Consider the following 18382-nt stretch of genomic DNA (forward strand, 5'->3'; position numbering starts at 1 on the left):
CAGAAACCGATCCTTTTCATCCACAGAATGAAGATCTCAGGCTATGGCAGATAAAGAGAGTGAAAACAAGGCGTTACTTGAACCTTTTCTGTCGGTGACAAAAAACAGCGGTGAAGTTATTCAGCTCCACCCTAACAAAAATAACACCGTACAACCGGTGGCGTTAATGCGCCTTGGACTGTTCGTTCCGACATTGAAGTCAACTGCACGCGGTAAATCAGGCGCAATGGCCTCCACCGATGCGACCAAAGAGCTGAAGAACCTCTCGTTGGTGAAAGCTGAAGGTTATGAAAAGATTACCATCACCGGTGCCAGGCTGGATATGGATAACGATTTTAAAACCTGGGCCGGGATCATCCAGTCATTCTCACGCTATCCGTCAAAAGGCGACACGGTGACGTTGCCGTTTATTGATTTCGTTAAAATGTGTGGCATTCCTTCGGCGAACTCCTCAGCGGCCCTGCGTAAGCGTCTTGACGCCTCATTACGTCGTATCGCCACCAATACCCTTTCCTTTGAAGGTAATGGTAAGGCTTATCACACCCATCTGGTGCAATCGGCCTATTACGATCGTGAGAAGGATGTGGTGCGTATTCAGGCGGATCCTAAGTTATTCGAACTGTATAACTTCGATCATAAGGTTCTGCTGCAACTGCGTGCTATCTCGCGGCTTAAGCGTAAGGAATCTGCTCAGGCGCTGTATACCTATCTGGAGAGTCTGCCAACTAACCCTGCCCCTATTTCGCTGGCGCGTCTGCGTATGCGTTTAAACCTGGGTTCTAAAACCACGACACAAAACCATGTGGTTCGTCGCGCGATGGAGCAGTTGAAGGAGATTGGTTATCTCGACTATTCCGAAGTGAAGCGTGGGCGCTCTGTGTTTTTCATTATCCACAGTCGAACCCCAAAACTGGACGGAATCAGTAATCTGGAGAGTATCGACTCTCTGGAAGATTTGGATTTTGAAGACTGAATTTCAACGTTCACTGTAGTCAGCCATTCGCATGTTGCAGTGTCACTTTTAGCGTAAAAGTGACACTGACTCTCTCCTGTATCATTCACTGCAATCAGTAGCCAGCCCTGTTGTTCACTGTAATCAGTCACGTTCACTGTAATCAGCAATCACGCTTCGTTTTGCTACACAGTTTTGATAGTTCTCGTTTTCGACAAGCCTATTACAAGGATTTTATTGATAGTAAGCACTTACATTTGATTTTTAAGCGTCTCAGATACGCCCTTTTTATAGGGGGATACTGATTACAGTGAACGTTTGAAGTAAGGCAGACATTACTCGTTATAGTGAATGTAAGCTGCTTATCTCATGTACTGATTGCAGTGAATGTTTATATTTATCTAACTGATTTTAAATTATTTTATCTGATATTTAATGAAGGGTTCACTGTAATCGGTAGTTTGCGACTTTGTAGAGGATAAAAAGTGACAGGGTTGGTCACGTCTGCTGATTACAGTGAATGATTGCCCCATTTTACTGACTACAGTGGATGATTTGAGGGAGAGCTTACGCCCGAAATGTTGCATCAAAGCCCAACGTCACGCTGTCACCGATTACAGTGAATTCTGGCTTAAATTCGTTCCGGATTCGCTCCCCTTTTGAACAACCCGCACTGATTCTGAGCGTTTTACTGAGTACAGTGAACCTTGCTCACGTTCTATCTGGCTACCTCTTACTGATTACAGTGAATGATCCAACCTGGTCTTTGTTGCTCCCTCTTTCTGATTACAGTGAACGTTAGTCTCTTAAGCCGGGGTTGCGTTACTGAATATAGTGAACGTTATGTTGTGGCAGGCTCGCTATTGGATACTGATTACAGTGAACAGCTGTGATGACTTTTACCCACTCCCCATCTACAGATTACAGTGAATCTTTGTATGAGGTATCAGGTAACGATGTTGTTCTCGCCCGGCAAATCACCCGTGCGATTTTACTGATTACAGTGAATGTTATTATTCACCTGCTCCCTGCTCCCTGCTCCCTGCTCCCTCTGTTTCCTGTTTCATAACACGATTAACTCAAGGCACATTCCGTAGCGGCGCGATTTATCGCGCGTTTTTTTAACACCAAAGGTAAAAGAGCGCGATAAATCGCGCCGCTACGAATTGATGTCAACACGCTGGATTCTGCGGCATTTAACTGGCAGACACTATGCTCTCTATTTAAAGCCGGTCGTCGATTCAGCATTTGAAGTGACTCACTGACTACAGTGAACGTTTTCCAGGTGAGCGAACTGGCGTTCTGCTGATTACAGTGAATATTGAATAAGGGTTGCGCAATATTTTCTGATTACAGTGAATGTTTTCACCTGTAGTTCGATTGTTCTACTGACTATAGTGAACACCCTGGTGTTTCTTTGCCTGATGTTACTGATTACAGTGAACATTTATCCGTGTAACGTAAATCAGTAGTGCTTTTTGCTGATTACAGTGAATGTTTATGCCAGCCACTTCCCCTTGGAACTACCACAATCCAGTTTGGTCAGGAGATGAGTACTGATTACAGTGAATGTTCTTCCCCCATTTACTGATTACAGTGAATGTAATGCTGATTGCAGTGAATCTTTGCAGGCGATATCGACAACTCTAACTGACTACAGTGAACGTTAATGCCCTGCTCCGCTCCTGAGATTTTTATCGTTCCAGATCAGACTCAATCAATCTTCCCTTCTTTGCACTGATTACAGTGAATGTTTGCGGGATGGCTCGAAAAGTGTTCAGCTCATGATTTACACAACAGACCGATGAGGCTAATTTTTCGGCACGGATTACAGTGAACATCCCTTCAAACACCCTTCTTCCTCAAGGAGTTTCATCAGTATCAATTCTTTCTGATTAGATGAGATATATTTGCCTGATGTGCAGGATTTCGGTATAAAGTCATAAATCCTACATATGTGGAGCAACTATGGCTAACGATGAAAAGCAAGTTCTGAAGGTTGCTCAGCGTTCTGAGAGAATGCTGATGAGTCTGACGGAACAGATCCAGGCACAGAAAGAAGAATTGCAGGAAAACACCTTTTACCAGGTTTACGCGAAAGCAGCGCTGGCAAAACTGCCAAAGTTAACGCGAGCCAGTGTTGATTATGCTGTCAATGAGATGGAAGAAAACGGCTATCCCTTTGATAAGCGCGCGGCGGGCAGTTCAACCAAATATGCCATGTCAATTCAAAACATCATCGATATTTACCACCATCGTGGTGTACCCAAGTACCGTGACCGCCACGCAGATGCTTTCACGTTATTTGTGGGCAACCTGAAAGGTGGTGTATCGAAAACCGTCTCAACCGTTTCTTTGGCACACGCATTACGCGCCCACCCGCATTTGCTGTTTGAAGATTTACGCATTCTGGTTATTGACCTCGATCCGCAATCCTCCGCGACCATGTTTCTCAATCATGAACGATCTGTTGGTCTGGTGGAGGCTACAGCCGCGCAGGCGATGTTGCAGAATGTCAGCCGTGAAGAACTGTTGAACGAGTTTGTTGTGCCCTCCATCATTCCGGGTGTAGATGTGCTGCCCGCTTCAATTGATGATGCCTTTATTGCTTCACGCTGGGATGAACTCTGCGCCGAGCATTTGCCTCAGCACAATGTACATTCGGTGTTATACGAGAACGTCATCGTTAAGCTGAAGAAGGATTATGATTTCATCTTTATTGATAGTGGCCCGCATCTCGATGCTTTCCTGAAGAACGCCATTGCGGCGTCTGATTTGCTAATGACACCCGTACCACCAGCCCAGGTCGATTTTCACTCTACGTTGAAGTATTTGACGCGCCTGCCGGAGCTGATTGGCATCATTGAAGATTCCGGGGCCAGCTGCCGCTTACAAGGCAATATTGGCTTCATGTCGAAGTTGTCCAATAAGGCCGACCATAAGTTATGCCACAGTCTCGCGAAAGAAATCTTTGGCGGTGACATGCTGGATGCGGCATTGCCGCGACTGGATGGTTTTGAGCGCTGTGGTGAGTCCTTTGACACCGTTATTTCGGCCAATCCTTCTACCTATGTTGGCAGCAGCGAAGCCTTAAAGAATGCGCGTTCAGCGGCGGAAGATTTCGCCAAAGCCGTGTTTGACCGTATTGAATTTATTCGCCTGAACTGAGGTTACTATGAGCGCAAAACGCATTACGATTGGCAGAACATTCAGCCAGACACCGTTGCAAACAGAAGAAACATCAGAAGGCCACTCTCAAACTTTTATCCTGTCGACAGGCAAGCGCGCCCAGTTCACCCTGGAACGTATTGCAGCGAAAGAGATTGAAGAAAGAACCTATGTGGTGATGGAAACTAATGGTCGCGACCAGGCTGGACTCACCCCTGAATCACTGCGTGACATTATCCGTACTATCAAACTCCAGCAGTTCTTTCCGGCAATTGGCGTGCAGCGTGATGACCGCATCGAGATTCTTGATGGGTCACGGCGTCGTGCTGCGGCATTGCATTGTAAAACTGGCCTTGACGTCCTGGTAACTGATGCGGCTATCAGTGCTGAAGAAGCCCGTCGCCTGGCGCAGGATATTCAAACTGCACGCGAACATAATCTGCGTGAAGTGGGTATGCGTCTGATGGCGCTGAAGGACGGCGGCCTGTCGCAAAAAGAAATCGCGCAGAGTGAAGGATTGTCGCAGGCTAAAGTGACCCGTGCGTTGCAGGCGGCGAGTGTTCCGGCAGATTTAATTACGCTGTTTCCCAATCATTCCGAACTGACCTATCCCGACTATAAATCCTTGTTGCAGGCTTATGAGAAGCTCCAGGAAACCGGGCAGACGGTTGAGGCTCTGATTGAAGCGATAGGTATGGATGTCGATACTGTCTGTGCGCGTGATGGGCTGGCGGAAGATGAAGTGAAGAACGGCATTTTACGGTTGGTGCGTAATGGAAGCCAGACGCTGGTACAGTCACCGGCAAAAGATAAAGTGGTTGCTACCGCGCTCTGGACCTTTGCCGACAAAGACCGTTTCGCGCGTAAAAAAACACGAGGTCGCATGTTCAGCTATGAATTTAATCGCCAGTCAAAAGAGTTGCAGGACGAACTTGATCGGGTGATAAACGAAACCCTCAACAAATACCTCAATCAGTAAGCTACACCGCCTTCGGGCGGTTTTTTTTGCTCCTCGCCAGCCTGATTTCATCGCTAACCTCATGAAATTCCAATAATGCCGTGGTGAATTTCAGGCTGAAATCGCCATAATTTCAGCCTCGCAGCAATGTCTTTACGCCATAAAATCAGCTGGCCTGGTGCAGGATTAACCGATAGCAACATAAAGCAGAAAAAGGTTGGATTTGGCGTATAGCCACGATGGGAAAGATGAAATCATTGAACCTCGCCACAGCGATTTCATCATTATCTCTATGAATATCATCGTTTTTTTAAAACGATTTCAGCCTGAAATCGCCAGGGTTGCAGCTCACATCAACCTGTCGCCGTCAGACAATGCCTTCATTAGCCAAATGATATTCAATAGTTTATCCACAGAAAAGGTGGATAACTTTGCCGAGCGCCCTGCTCGCTCAGCTCGCCAGATGATATTACGCCAGTAAACGTAACCCCGAAGAAAACTGCCAGACAGCCTCTCTGACACGAACGGGTTTATTGATTAAGCCCAGAGCATAAAAGCGGTCGGCGATAGCCTGCTGCTGTTTAATCACCTCGAATGCCATTGATCGGGTTTGATGGCTGCGGCGTGATAAGGCGCGCTCGACGGCATCGGTTTCCAGACCCAGTTCCTGCGCCAGTAGCATCGCTGCCTGATGCCTGCGACTATCGATAAACTGTCCAGTCTGTTGCAACGCTTCCACTAACTGATGCACGATATCATCATGCTGCTGAACGTAATCACGACGGGCCAAATAGAATTGATGATTGCTGACACGCCCTTCGCCATTAGCGATGACGCGCAATGCCGGATTATTCTCTGCTGCGCTGAGTAGCGGGTCCCACATCATCCAGGCGTCAACGGAGAGATAATCACTGACCGTCAACGGATATTTGGGCGGTGCATACACCACTTTTATCTCATCAAGGCCAATGCCTGCTTCATCCAGCAACTGCAACAACAGCCAGTGCACGTTTGAACCTTTATTGACAGAAATCCGTTTTCCTCTTAGATCGGCCAATGTCGTGATATCACTTTCAAGCGGGACGACGATGCCGACGCTGCTTGGTGCAGGCGGTTCCCAGGCGATATAGGTCACCGCATTGCCGCTCGCCTGAGCAAAAATTGGCGGTACTTCACCGGTGGTGCCAAAATCAATTTCGTTGTTTTGCAGAGCATAAAGCAGTTGTGGGCCAGCAGGAAACTCACTCCAGAGCACACTCACGCCTTGCTGTGCAAAGCATTGTTCCAGGCTCTGGCGTGCTTTTAATACGCCAAGATTGCCAAACTTTTGATATCCGATGCGGAGCTCGCGTTCTCCTTGCGCTGCTGAGACAGCCTGGCCTGGGGTGACTGATACGGTTTTACGACGTCCTTTAATGACACCCTGATTAGCCAGATGGGTGCGTAAAGTATGGCGGCTAATACCTAATAATGTTGCTGCCTGGGTTTGGTTATTATCGGCAAGCTCCAGCGCGTTATTAATCAGGCTTTGCACCACGCGATCGAACAGTTGATTAGATTCAGACGTCAAATACTGACGTAGAAAACTATCAAGGGTGGAGTCCTGAACATCACTCAGCCGATGTTCACTGTAACCAGCAAGACGTAATTGCGCAGGGGTTAAGGTCTCCTCACGACTGAGCAGGACCGCATTATGCAGCGTGTTCTCCAGTTCTCGGATGTTGCCGGGCCAGTTGTACTGCATCAGGGCTTCGAGCGCATCAGGAGACAGACGCCGTGCCGGGCGTCCCAGACGGCGGGAATACAGCGCCAGAAAATGTTGTGCCAGTACGGGTATGTCTTCACGTCGTTGCCGTAAAGGAGGTAAGGGGACAACAGCGATGTTGAGACGATAAAACAGATCTTCACGGAACCGACGTTCCCGGATGGCCTGAGCCAGATCGACGTGAGTTGCAGCAATCACTCTGACATCAACTTTTATGGGTTTGCGCGAACCGACACGGGTAATTTCGCGTTCCTGCAATACGCGCAGCAGTTTTACCTGCAATGGCAGACTGAGTTCTCCAATCTCATCCAGTAACAACGTGCCGCCCTGGGCTGACTCAAACCAGCCTGGATGTGCCTGAGTGGCACCGGTGAACGCCCCTTTCTCATGCCCAAACAACTCGGCTTCTGCCAGACTCTCCGTTAATGCGCCGCAGTTCACCGCCAGGAAAGGGCCATGTCGGCGAGTACTATGATGATGCAGATAGCGGGCTACCACTTCTTTACCGGTACCGGTCTCACCCGCAATCAGCACGGTGGCATCCGTTGGGGCAAACTTGTCGAGTAAAGATTGAAATGCGCGAGAGGCTGGATCGACTAAACGGGGAGAATCCGCAAAATCAGCATAGGGTGTCAACATGATGAATATCCTTGTGCAAGCGTATCCTCACGCTATACAAGCACATTCACTATGAACAGTAGGAAAAAAGCATAAGAAGTTGCAAATGCAGCAAATGCTGTTGAAGCAAAGTTGCGAATGCAACAGATAACGAACGCTAAACACCATCAACCTACTGATATATCGGCGTTTAGTGAAGATGAGAAATTGGCACGCATTTCGCTAACGGCTATATAACTAAATAAATGAAGTGAAATGATCATTTTTTAATAAAGTTATATAGGAAATACATAATGGCTGATTCCTCAAATGAGAACATCAATGTCTTCTGGTTCCTTCCTACACATGGTGATGGGCGCTACCTTGGCACGACGGAGGGTGGGCGACCGGTTGATTTAGGTTACTTACAGCAAGTCGCACTGGCGGCGGATAACCTCGGGTTTTATGGCGTGCTGATCCCCACGGGAAAAAGCTGTGAGGACTCCTGGCTGGTTGCTTCGGCGCTGGCACCGTTAACGAAGCGGTTACGCTATCTGGTTGCGGTGCGTCCGGGATTGCAGCCACCGACCCTGGCCGCACGTATGGCCAGCACGCTGGACCGCCTCTCCGACGGTCGCCTGCTGATTAATGTGGTGACGGGCGGTGACCCGGTAGAAAACAAAGGGGATGGCATTTTCCTCAGTCACAGTGAACGTTATGAGGTGACTAAAGAATTTCTGGACGTCTACAGCCGTCTGCTGCGTGGCGAAAAGGTTGACTATAAGGGGCAGCATATTCACGTTGAAGGTGCTGAGGTATTGTTCCCACCGGTACAGGAAAATGGTCCACCGCTGTACTTTGGCGGTTCATCCGATGCTGCCATTGATGTTGCGGCACAGCAAATTGATACCTATCTCACCTGGGGTGAACCCCCGGCGCAAGTTGCAGAGAAGCTGGCGGTAGTACGCGCGCGGGCAGAAGCACACGGACGTAAGCTGGAATACGGTATTCGTCTGCATGTCATCGTACGTGAGACGGAAGAAGAGGCCAAAGCGGCCGCAGATAAACTGATTGCGCACCTTGATGAAGAGACGATTGCGCAGGCGCAGAAAATTTTTGCCCGTATGGATTCAGCCGGGCAAGCGCGGATGAGCGCATTGCATAAAGGTTCGCGTGACAATCTCTACATTGCTCCTAATCTGTGGGCGGGAGTCGGGCTGGTTCGTGGTGGGGCAGGGACGGCGTTGGTCGGCAGTCCGGAGCAGGTCGCTGCCCGCATTCGCGAATATCAGGCGTTGGGCGTGACCAACTTCATCCTTTCAGGCTATCCGCATCTCGAAGAAGCGCATCGTGTGGCAGAGTTACTCTTACCGTTGCTGCCGCTGGCGCACGGGCAGCAACAACGCGCCCGCAGCGTTAATACCGGCCCGTTTGGTGAAACCATTGGTGGTGACAAACGGCCAACCAAACAGGCGAGCGCCAGCTGATGCTGAAGACACGCAGTGAGGATCGGGCGATGCAGATACCCCATGTGATGATTGTGGGTGGTGGATTCAGCGGCACAGCGCTGGCGATTCATCTTGCCCGTAACGCGACAGCGCCATTACGCGTTACGGTGGTGGAACCTCGTCAGACGCTGGGGGCAGGGGTAGCCTATTCAACGCAAGAACCTGCGCATCGCATCAATGTCCCGGCGTCACGTATGCAACTTAGCGGGGATGAGCAGGGGGCATTTGATCGCTGGTATCGGCAGCAGCCGGAATGTTCACTGGATTCAGTAGCTCATTGTGCCGATGGCGCGGTGTATCCACAGCGTGGCATGTTTGGTCGTTACCTCGCCGAACTGTTTGCCCAGGCTGTACTACAGCACCCGCAGGTGACCTTACACCATATCCAGGCCAGCGCTCTCGCCTGGGAAGGGCAACAGTTGCTGCTGAGCAACGGTGAAACGCTTGAAGGCAATGTGTTGGCGCTGGCAATCAGCCATCCGCCGCCTTCACTGCCGAGGGCGCTCCTGCCTTTCTCCGCACACCCGGCCCTGATTGCCAATCCGTGGCAACCAGGCGTGCTTGATAACATCGACAGCCACGCCTCGGTGGCGATTATCGGCACCGGTCTGAGTATGGCCGATGTGGTGGCCTCACTGGCAACACGACAGCATCGTGGCCCGTTATTAGCCTTCTCCCGGCGTGGGCAGCTGTCACGCGCCAACCTGAGCGGTGAATGGCCCGAGTGGACGCTGGCACCGCAACCCCAACCCAGCACGCGTCTGTGGTTGCATCATATTCGGGCGGAGGTCGCGCGCGCCGCAGAGCAGCAATTGCCGTGGCAGCGTGTGCTGGATGAAGTGCGCGCGCAGGGGCAAAGCATCTGGCAGTCGCTGTCATTGCGTGAACAACAGCGTTTTGTCCGTCATTTGCGGTCGTGGTGGGATGTGCATCGTTATCGCATTGCGCCACAGGTGGCGGCAGAGATCACGCAACGTCAACAGGCGGGAACGCTGCGCGTGCTGGCGGCCCGTCTCGCGGCCATCGCATCCCGTGGCGACCAGCTTGATATTACGTTGCATACCCGTGACGGGGCGACAGAACACCACCCGCTCGACCATCTTATCGTCACCACGGGGCCCGGCCATGAAGCGCTAACCGCCAGCCAACCGTTACTGCTGTCGCTCAGTCAACAAGGCTTCATCCGCGCCGATGCGTTAGGTTTTGGTATTGACGTCGATCGCCATTCCCACACGCTGACGCGATCCGGTCAGCCAAGCCAAAATGTATTTGTGGTTGGCCCAGCCGCCAGGGCGCGTTTTGGCGAACTGATGGGATTGCCGCAGGTTGCCGATCATGCCGCTGAGGTGGCACGCCAAATTCTCCTGTCGCGGCATATCAAACATGCGGAGCGATGTCCCCCTTTAGCACCCTGATTTCCCAACATTCCCCTAAAAATTAACTGACGAACGCCGGGTCGCACAGCGATCAGGGCCTCGCTATGGAGATTGCTATGCCATCGCAACGTGAAATACGCCTGAATGCTTTTGATATGAACTGTGTCGGACACCAGTCACCGGGGTTGTGGGCGCATCCGCGCGACCGCTCGTGGCAGTACAAGGACCTGGAATATTGGGTCGATTTGGCACGTTTGCTGGAACGCGGCAAATTTGATGGGTTATTTATCGCTGATGTATTAGGCATCTACGATGTGCTTAACGGTAACGGTGATGCCGCCATTCGTCAGGCCACGCAGGTTCCAGTGAACGATCCGCTGGCGTTGATTACCCCGATGGCGCTGGTGACCGAGCATCTGGGATTTGGACTGACCGCCTCGCTGTCGTTTGAACATCCTTATCCATTTGCCCGACGTCTGTCGACGCTTGATCACCTGACGAAAGGGCGTATTGGCTGGAACATTGTCACCTCATATCTGGAGAGTGGCGCGCGCAATATCGGGCACAAAGCGCAAACCGATCACGACAGCCGTTACGACTATGCCGATGAGTACCTCCAGGTGGTGTACAAACTGCTGGAAGGCAGTTGGGAAGCAGATGCGGTGTTACGTGACCGTGAGCGCCGTATCTTCAGCGATCCCAGCAAAATCCATCCGATCAATCATCAGGGGACTTTCTTCAGCGTACCGGGGATTCATCTGTGCGAACCGTCACCGCAGCGTACGCCGGTGTTGTATCAGGCGGGGGCATCCAGCCGCGGGAAGCAGTTCGCTGCCGAACATGCCGAATGCGTATTTGTTGCGGCACCGTCCAAAGTGCTGCTGAAGAAAACCGTGGCAGATATCCGCCGCCGCGCGGCAGAAGCGGGACGCGATCCGCGCAGCATTCTGATCTTCAATCTGCAAACGGTCATCGTCGGAGAAACGGATAAAGCAGCGCAGGCGAAGTGGCAGGAATACAAAAACTGGGTGAGCTACGAAGGTGCGCTGGCACTGGTATCGGGTTGGACCGGCATCGACTTCGGCCAGTATCAGCCGGATCAGGTGCTGAAGTATCTGCACACCAACGCCATCCAGTCAGCAGTGGAAACCTTCTCCACCGCCGATCCTGACCGTCAATGGACCGTGGCTGCGCTGGCTGATTGGGTCGGTATCGGTGGCTTTGGCCCGCTACTGGTGGGAAGCGCCGCAACGGTAGCGGATGAGTTACAAAGCTGGGTTGAAGAAACCGATGTCGATGGTTTTAACCTTGCTTACGCGCTGACGCATGAAACCTTTGAAGATGTGGTCGAGTTGCTGATTCCGGAATTGCAGAAGCGGGGCGTATTTAAGAAAGAGTACGCCAGCGGCACGCTGCGCGAGAAGTTATTCCGGGCCGGGCCACAGTTGCAGGCACCCCATCCTGGCGCGGGTTATCGCGTGCAGACGGTGCCGCAGGAGGTCATATGATCGAGATCGAGGCATTGAGTAAGCACTATCGCGCACCTGACGGACGCGTGACCGACGTGCTGAAGTCTATCAACCTTGAGGTACAGCCTGGCAACATCACGGCGGTGGTGGGACCGAGCGGGGCAGGGAAGTCGACGCTGGCAAAATGCATTAGCCTGCTGGAACAACCGAGTGCCGGAAGCATCCGCGTCAACGGTCACGACCTTTCCCGGCTGAGTGGTGAAGTGCTGCGCCGCGAGCGACGCGCGATCGGCACCGTGTTTCAATCGTCGGCGTTGTTGCAGCGCAAATCCGCCTGGGAAAATATCGCCTTGCCGCTGCGTTATCTTGGTGTGGTGGAACGCGACATCTCCGCGAGGGTAGGGGAGTTGCTGGAGCACGTCGGGCTGAGCCATATAGCCTCGGCGTTCCCGGCACAGCTTTCTGGTGGACAACGTCAGCGCATTGGCATTGCCCGCGCGCTGGCGCTGCGGCCATCAGTATTGCTGGCTGATGAAGCGACATCCGGGCTTGACCCCGAGGCCACCGTCACCATCCTCGACCTGCTGCGTAAATTACGTGACGAGTACCGGCTGGCGATTGTGTTAATTACCCATGAAATGGACGCGGTACGCCGTGCGGCAGATGCGGTGGCGGAAATTCGTGACGGGCAAATTGTGCATTACGGCGTGGTGAAGCAGTTGTTGGCGCAGCCTGATTCCCGCCTGGCACAACAACTTCTGCCGCTGGCGCCACAACCGGCCTCGTCAGAGCTGGTACTTCAACTGAGCTACCGCACCGATGTGCCGGTCGCCAGTGACTGGCTGACTCGCCTGAGTCAGCAATTTGCGCTGCGTATTGATCTACTGGGAGCGCATATCGAGCAGGTGAATGGCCTGCAACTGGGACGCTTGCAGGTTGGCATTCACTTCCAGCGTGAACGTGTTCCTTTGTCGCAGTTGCTGATGCAGCTGGAACAACTGGGGTTGATTGGCCGCGTCACTGCGGGTGCGCCGTTGCTGAAGGAGGCGGTATGAGCGTCTCCGTCATGAGTCAGGATACACCCTGGAAGGAAATACCCACGTTGATGCTACCCGCTTTGGGTGAAACGGTGTTGATGGTCGGTATCGTGATGTTGTTTGTCGTGACCTGCGGTGGGGTGGTGGGCGTGGTGTTGTTTAACACCTCCGCACGCGGGTTGTTTCCTCATCGGGGTGTGAACCGGGTGTTGAGCTGGATTGTGAACATGGGACGCTCGCTACCGTTCCTGGTGTTGATGGCTGCGATTATCCCGTTCACCTTCTGGTTAACCGGCACCACTATCGGCATTCCGGCTGCGGTGGTGCCCATGATTGCCGCCGGTATCCCGTTTTTCGGACGGCTGGTGGATAACGCCCTGCGTGAGTTACCAGGGGAGGTCACCGCTGTGGGGCTGGTCTGTGGGGGATCGCGCTGGCAAATCATCCGCCAGGCACAACTCAGCGAAGCACTGCCAGCGATTGTCGCCGCCATCACCCTCAATCTGATCTCCATGATCGAATACTCGGCGATTGCCGGCACCATCGGTGCCGGTGGCATTGGCTATCTGGCCGTGGTGTATGGCTATCAACGTTTCGACAATCACATCATGATCGCCACCATCGTGGTACTGGTCGCCTTAATTCAAACCATTCAGTTTCTCGGTGATCGTTTGGTTACCGCTTTACGTCATCCTCAGGGGACATCGCTATGACAACACAAGAATTTGAGTTACGTAAAACCCGACGCTGGCCGTGGCTGCTGCTGATTATAGTGGTCGTTGCCGCCGCCGCTGCGGCCGGGTTCTGGCGTAGTCAGCAACCGCAGGCGGTCGTATTTGGCACCACCTTAAAAATTCACTATGAACCGGCGATGGCCGGTGAGCAGAAGCTGATTGAGTATGTGAATGACCATATCGCAGCGGATTACGGTCTGAAACTGGAAGCGGTCGGGGTGCAAGACCCGGTGCAGGCTGACCGCGCCGTGGCAGAGGGACAATACGCGGCAACGGTGTATCAGCATCAGTGGTGGCTGAAACAGGTGGTGGACGCGAATAATTTTGCGCTAACGCCAACGTTACCGCTGTTCCAGTGGGCCTTTGGTATCTACTCCGACCGCTACCGTTCAGTGGATGCGCTGCCGCAGGGGGCCACCATTGTGGTGCCGGATGATGGCGCAAACCAGGGCCAGGCGCTGTGGCTGCTGGCGCGTCAGGGATTAATCACCCTCGATCCCAACGTGGAACCACGCACGGCAAAACTAAAAAACATCACCGGTAATCCACATGGCTTTGTGTTTAAGGAGCTGGATTTGCTGACAATGCCGCGTGCGCTGAACTCGGTGGATGCCGCCATTGGTTACGTGTCGCAGTTTGATGCCGGAAAAGTGCCGCGTGACAAAGGCATTCTGTTCCCGCCTGCGCCGCGCACCTTTGCATCGCAACTGGTGATCGGTACGCCTTATCTGTCACAGGAAAATATCGCAAAGCTGAAACAAGCCTTCTCCGATCCGCGCCTGCAACACTGGTTGAAGACCACGGATGATCCGCTGGTAAAAGGGGTTCTGGTGCCGGTTTCTGCCGACTAATTCTCTGCCGATGGCTGATACACCCGGGCATGTTCTGCGTGCCTGGGTTTTTGCGTTACTTCTATTTATCATATTGATTTAAAACAAATAAATATCACTATTTGTTGTTTTGGTCCTGTCCGGTTAACGCTTATAACAACCTCACCTGCATAACAAATAACACCGTGAGGCGGTATGAGCACACTCCCTTTAGAAAACACCCTGCCGGTTTCGCAACCGGTCCGTTCGGTCAGCGACGTTGCGCGCCTGATCAATACCCGCAGTGAGAAAAACAACTATGCCCGCATGATTGTGTTTCTTGCGCTTGGTGGCGTATTTCTTGACGCCTACGATCTCACCACGCTTTCCTACGGCATTGATGATGTGGTTCGTGAATTCCAGATCTCGCCGTTTATTACCGGGCTGGTCACGTCATCGATCATGGTTGGCACTATCGTTGGCAACCTGATCGGCGGCTGGCTTACCGACAAATATGGCCGCTACTCGGTATTTATGGCCGACATGCTGTTTTTCGTGGTGTCGGCGATCGCCGCCGGGTTAGCGCCCAACGTCTGGGTACTGATTGGTGCCCGTTTCCTGATGGGGATTGGCGTGGGGATTGATCTGCCGGTCGCGATGTCCTACCTGGCCGAATTCTCCAAGTTTGCCGGGAAAGGCAATAAAGCCGCGCGGCTCGCTGCGTGGTGCCCGATGTGGTATGCCGCCTCGACGCTCTGCTTCCTGCTGATCTTTGCTCTCTACTTTCTGCTCCCGAAAGAACACCTCGACTGGCTGTGGCGAGCTTCGTTGCTGTTTGGCGCGGTGCCTGCACTGCTGATTATCGCGGTGCGTAGCAAGTTTATGAATGAATCCCCGTTATGGGCGGCTAATCAGGGGGACCTGAAATCGGCGGTGCGCATCCTGCGTGATTCCTACGGCATCCATGCCCATGAAGCGGAACCCGAAACGCCCCCGGCCTCGGCGGCACCGAAAGTCAGTTTCCGCGTGCTGTTCCAGAAGCCGTGGCGTGAACGCACCATCGTCGCCGGGGTGATGAATATCTGCATCTCGTTTGAATACACCGCCATCGCCTTCTTCCTGCCATCCATTCTGGCCCAGTTCCTCGGGGCTGGGGTGTTTGAAACCATTTCTGCCTCGCTGGGCCTGAATGCGTTGTTTGCCTTTACCGGCGGCCTGCTGGGGATGCGCCTGGCGTGGAAATATCCGTCGCGCCATGTGGCGATTGCCGGATTTGCCTTGCAGTTTGTCGCACTGATCGCACTGGCCTTGATTGGTCATCCCGAAGCGCTGGCAGGCATTGTGTTTGCGGTGTTGATGCTCGGTCTGTGGCTGTTTGCGGAAGGATTCGGCCCCGGCGCGCAGTTGATGGTCTATCCGGCGCTGTCATATCCCACGTCGATTCGCGCTACCGGCGTCGGATTTAGCCGTGCACTGTCGGGTATCGGTAGTGCGTTAGCGCTGTTTATTCTGCCGATTCTTCAGGCCTCGCTTGGCACCAACATGTTCTGGGTGGTTTCGCTCAGCGCCATCATCCCGATTTTCTTCCTGCTGGCGGTGCGTCACGAGCCAACCCGCCACGATATCGATGATCTTTCCCATCAGGAGTGAACCATGACCTTATTAGCTACAGGTACTGACTATGCGCGGCTGGCCGCACATTTCCGCCCGGTGTTTGAACGCATCGCCACAGGTGCAGCCGACCGTGAGCGTCATCGTACGTTGCCGGATGAACCGCTGACCTGGCTGAAAGAAGCGGGCTTTGGCACGGTGCGGATTCCGCAGGAAAAAGGCGGTTGGGGCGCTTCGCTGCCGCAGCTGTTCCAATTGTTGACTGAACTGGCTGAAGCCGATTCGAATCTGCCGCAGGCGCTGCGCGCGCATTTTGCTTTCGTCGAAGATCGTCTCAATCAGCCGGACAGTCCGGCGCGCGATGGCTGGTTCCGGCGTTTTATTGATGGTGAGCTGGTGGGGAGTGGTTGGACTGAGATTGGTACGGTGAAACTGGGGGATGTCATCACCCGCGTCACGCCAGGTGAAAAGGGCTGGACGCTGAACGGCGAGAAATTTTATAGCACCGGCACCCTGTTTGCCGACTGGATTGATGTCTATGCGCGGCGCAATGACAATCAGGGGGATGTGATAGCGCTGGTCAACACGCATCAACCCGGCGTCAGCCTTGAAGATGACTGGGATGGCTTCGGCCAGCGTCTGACCGGTAGCGGCACCACCCGTTTCGCTAATGCCCACGTTGAGCAGGATCATGTGTTCGATTTTGCCGAGCGTTTCCGTTACCAGACCGCGTTCTACCAGCATGTGCTGCTGGCGACGCTGGCCGGGATTGCGCGAGCTGCCGCGCGTGATGCGGCACAGGGGGTAAAGGCACGCCAGCGTATCTACAGTCACAGCAACGGCAGTGCCTCACGCCAGGATGTGCAGGTGTTGCAGGTGGTGGGTGAAGTGACCAGCCTCGCCTTTGCCGTGGAGGCGACGGTGATCCGTGCCGCACATTCACTGCAATCAGCATATGAGGCCCATATCAGCGGTGACGAGGTTTATCTCAAACAGGTGAATGACCTGGCAGAAGCGGAAGCCGGGCAGGCGCAGGTGATCGCCAGCGAACTGGTGCCGCGTGCCGCGACTGAGTTGTTTAATGCGTTAGGCGCTTCTGATACTCGCTTAAGCAAAGCATTGGATCGCCACTGGCGTAATGCACGCACCGTGGCATCACATAATCCGGTGATCTACAAAGCGCGTGATATCGGTGACTGGCAGGTAAATGGTACATCGCCAACCGCCATCTGGCAGATCGGCAGGGGAGAATGAATGGGGGGCGTGAAGCGCCCCTTTTGCCCGTAGCGGCACGATTTACCGCGCTCTTTTGACCTTTTGGCTGACAAAATGCGCGATAAATCGTGCCGCTACGATGTAGATCTTTATTGCTTATCCAGCGACCAGGTGGCGCTGCGTACATCCACCTTCACCGGCAACAACCCAACGCGCGTAAAGGTATCCGCCAGCGCCTGCTGTTCATCAAACACCTGCGGCGTCATGCGTTGTGCACCATACGGCAGACGCGCCAGCGTGGTTTGCCAGATGGCCTTATCCAGTCCGGTCGATTTTGACAGAATGGCGGCGGCATCGTCCTGATGGTGGTTAGCCCAGTCACTCAGTTTACTTAACTCATCCACTACCTGTTTTGCGGTTTGCGGATGTTCCTCAGCAAAACGACGGCTGGCAAGGTAGAAGGTGTAATGCGGCACTAAACCTTCGGCATTGCGTACCTGGCGTGCGCCGGTGTGTGCTTCAACTTCGGCGAGGAACGGGTCCCAGATAACCCAGGCGTCAATGGCACCCTTTTGGAAGGCTGCGCGAGCATCAGCCGGTGGCAGGTACACCGGAGTGATGTCTTTATAGTTCAGCCCGGCATCTTCCAGCGCTTTAACCAGCAGATAATTGACGTCCGAACCCTTATTCAGACCTACTCGCTTTCCTTTGAGATCGGCAACGTTGTGAATCGGGGAATCTTGCGGCACCACGATGGCTTCGGTTTTCGGGTTAGCAGGGGAGTGGGCGAGATAGATCAGATCGGCCTTTGCCGCCTGAGCAAAAGCGGGAGGGGCGTCCCCGGTCGCCGCCAGATCGATGCTACCGACATTCAGACCTTCCAGCATTTGCGGCCCGGCAGGAAACTCAATCCAGCGAACATTAATGCCTTCCTTTTTCAGGGTTTCATCCAGCGTGCCGCGATATTTCAGCAACGCAAAGATATTGGCTTTCTGATAACCGATGTTGACGGTTTCCGGGTTGGCAGCAAAGCTGTGCGCGGAAAGCAGACCAAGGCTTAACGCCAGCGTGCTTAATAAATGCGTTTTACGTTTCATCATTGTTCTCGCGTGGTTTTTTTACCACCATAGCAAAGCGCATATATAACCAATAAATAACGATTTTCGATCGCTTATAACTTTAT

14 protein-coding genes are annotated in these 18382 nt (G+C 53.1%); 12 read left to right on the forward strand and 2 right to left on the reverse strand.

Going from position 1 to position 18382, the window contains the following annotated elements; genetic code table 11:
* Positions 1–43: 43 nt before the first annotated feature.
* The 4 genes from AC6I8T_RS20700 (at position 44) to AC6I8T_RS20715 (ending at position 5559) form a co-directional block, all read left to right on the forward strand.
* Entirely contained in the window at positions 44–973 is a 930-nt protein-coding gene (locus AC6I8T_RS20700; protein ID WP_208726072.1) for a RepB family plasmid replication initiator protein, read from the forward strand.
* A 1947-nt stretch (positions 974–2920) separates the two neighbouring features.
* Positions 2921–4120 carry an AAA family ATPase gene (locus AC6I8T_RS20705; RefSeq protein ID WP_208726074.1) on the forward strand — a complete coding sequence of 400 codons (1200 nt, stop codon included), beginning with the start codon at positions 2921–2923 and terminating at the stop codon, positions 4118–4120.
* A gap of 7 nt (positions 4121–4127) precedes the next feature.
* Positions 4128–5099, forward strand: a complete 972-nt coding sequence (locus tag AC6I8T_RS20710; protein ID WP_497834317.1) for a ParB family protein — start codon at positions 4128–4130, stop codon at positions 5097–5099.
* A 196-nt stretch (positions 5100–5295) separates the two neighbouring features.
* Entirely contained in the window at positions 5296–5559 is a 264-nt protein-coding gene (locus AC6I8T_RS20715) for a hypothetical protein (RefSeq protein WP_497834318.1), read from the forward strand.
* Here AC6I8T_RS20715 and AC6I8T_RS20720 read toward each other — a convergent pair.
* Positions 5548–7482 carry an aliphatic sulfonate ABC transporter substrate-binding protein gene (locus tag AC6I8T_RS20720; protein ID WP_497834319.1) on the reverse strand — a complete coding sequence of 645 codons (1935 nt, stop codon included), beginning with the start codon at positions 7480–7482 and terminating at the stop codon, positions 5548–5550. The genes AC6I8T_RS20715 and AC6I8T_RS20720 overlap by 12 nt on opposite strands.
* A 272-nt stretch (positions 7483–7754) precedes the next feature.
* Between AC6I8T_RS20720 and ssuD the strand changes: the two genes are divergently transcribed.
* The 8 genes from ssuD to AC6I8T_RS20760 all read left to right on the forward strand — a co-directional run bounded on the left by ssuD (position 7755) and on the right by AC6I8T_RS20760 (position 17238).
* Positions 7755–8927: an FMNH2-dependent alkanesulfonate monooxygenase gene (gene ssuD, locus AC6I8T_RS20725; protein ID WP_208726087.1), complete on the forward strand. Its 1173-nt coding sequence runs from the start codon at positions 7755–7757 to the stop codon at positions 8925–8927.
* Complete coding sequence (locus tag AC6I8T_RS20730; protein ID WP_497834320.1) at positions 8927–10363, forward strand: FAD/NAD(P)-binding protein; 1437 nt, start codon at positions 8927–8929, stop codon at positions 10361–10363. The genes ssuD and AC6I8T_RS20730 overlap by 1 nt, the downstream gene beginning before the upstream one ends.
* 77 nt (positions 10364–10440) lie before the next feature.
* Complete coding sequence (locus AC6I8T_RS20735; RefSeq protein WP_208726089.1) at positions 10441–11832, forward strand: LLM class flavin-dependent oxidoreductase; 1392 nt, start codon at positions 10441–10443, stop codon at positions 11830–11832.
* Positions 11829–12848, forward strand: coding sequence for a methionine ABC transporter ATP-binding protein (locus AC6I8T_RS20740; RefSeq protein WP_497834321.1), 1020 nt, complete (start codon positions 11829–11831; stop codon positions 12846–12848). The genes AC6I8T_RS20735 and AC6I8T_RS20740 overlap by 4 nt, the downstream gene beginning before the upstream one ends.
* Positions 12845–13543, forward strand: a complete 699-nt coding sequence (locus AC6I8T_RS20745) for a methionine ABC transporter permease (protein ID WP_208726093.1) — start codon at positions 12845–12847, stop codon at positions 13541–13543. The genes AC6I8T_RS20740 and AC6I8T_RS20745 overlap by 4 nt, the downstream gene beginning before the upstream one ends.
* Positions 13540–14415 carry a MetQ/NlpA family ABC transporter substrate-binding protein gene (locus AC6I8T_RS20750; protein WP_208726095.1) on the forward strand — a complete coding sequence of 292 codons (876 nt, stop codon included), beginning with the start codon at positions 13540–13542 and terminating at the stop codon, positions 14413–14415. Before AC6I8T_RS20745 ends, AC6I8T_RS20750 begins: the two co-directional genes overlap by 4 nt.
* A 174-nt stretch (positions 14416–14589) precedes the next feature.
* Positions 14590–16023 (forward strand): MFS transporter, encoded by a 1434-nt coding sequence (locus AC6I8T_RS20755; protein ID WP_208726097.1) that lies wholly within the window; start codon positions 14590–14592, stop codon positions 16021–16023.
* Positions 16024–16026: 3 nt separating this feature from the next.
* Positions 16027–17238, forward strand: coding sequence for an acyl-CoA dehydrogenase family protein (locus tag AC6I8T_RS20760; RefSeq protein ID WP_497830931.1), 1212 nt, complete (start codon positions 16027–16029; stop codon positions 17236–17238).
* A gap of 110 nt (positions 17239–17348) precedes the next feature.
* On the opposite strand, the gene AC6I8T_RS20765 is transcribed toward AC6I8T_RS20760, so the two are convergent.
* Positions 17349–18296 (reverse strand): sulfonate ABC transporter substrate-binding protein, encoded by a 948-nt coding sequence (locus tag AC6I8T_RS20765; protein WP_208726565.1) that lies wholly within the window; start codon positions 18294–18296, stop codon positions 17349–17351.
* Positions 18297–18382 lie beyond the last annotated feature (86 nt).

Source organism: Pantoea sp. X-Soil-OKNW-556 (genome assembly GCF_059730695.1).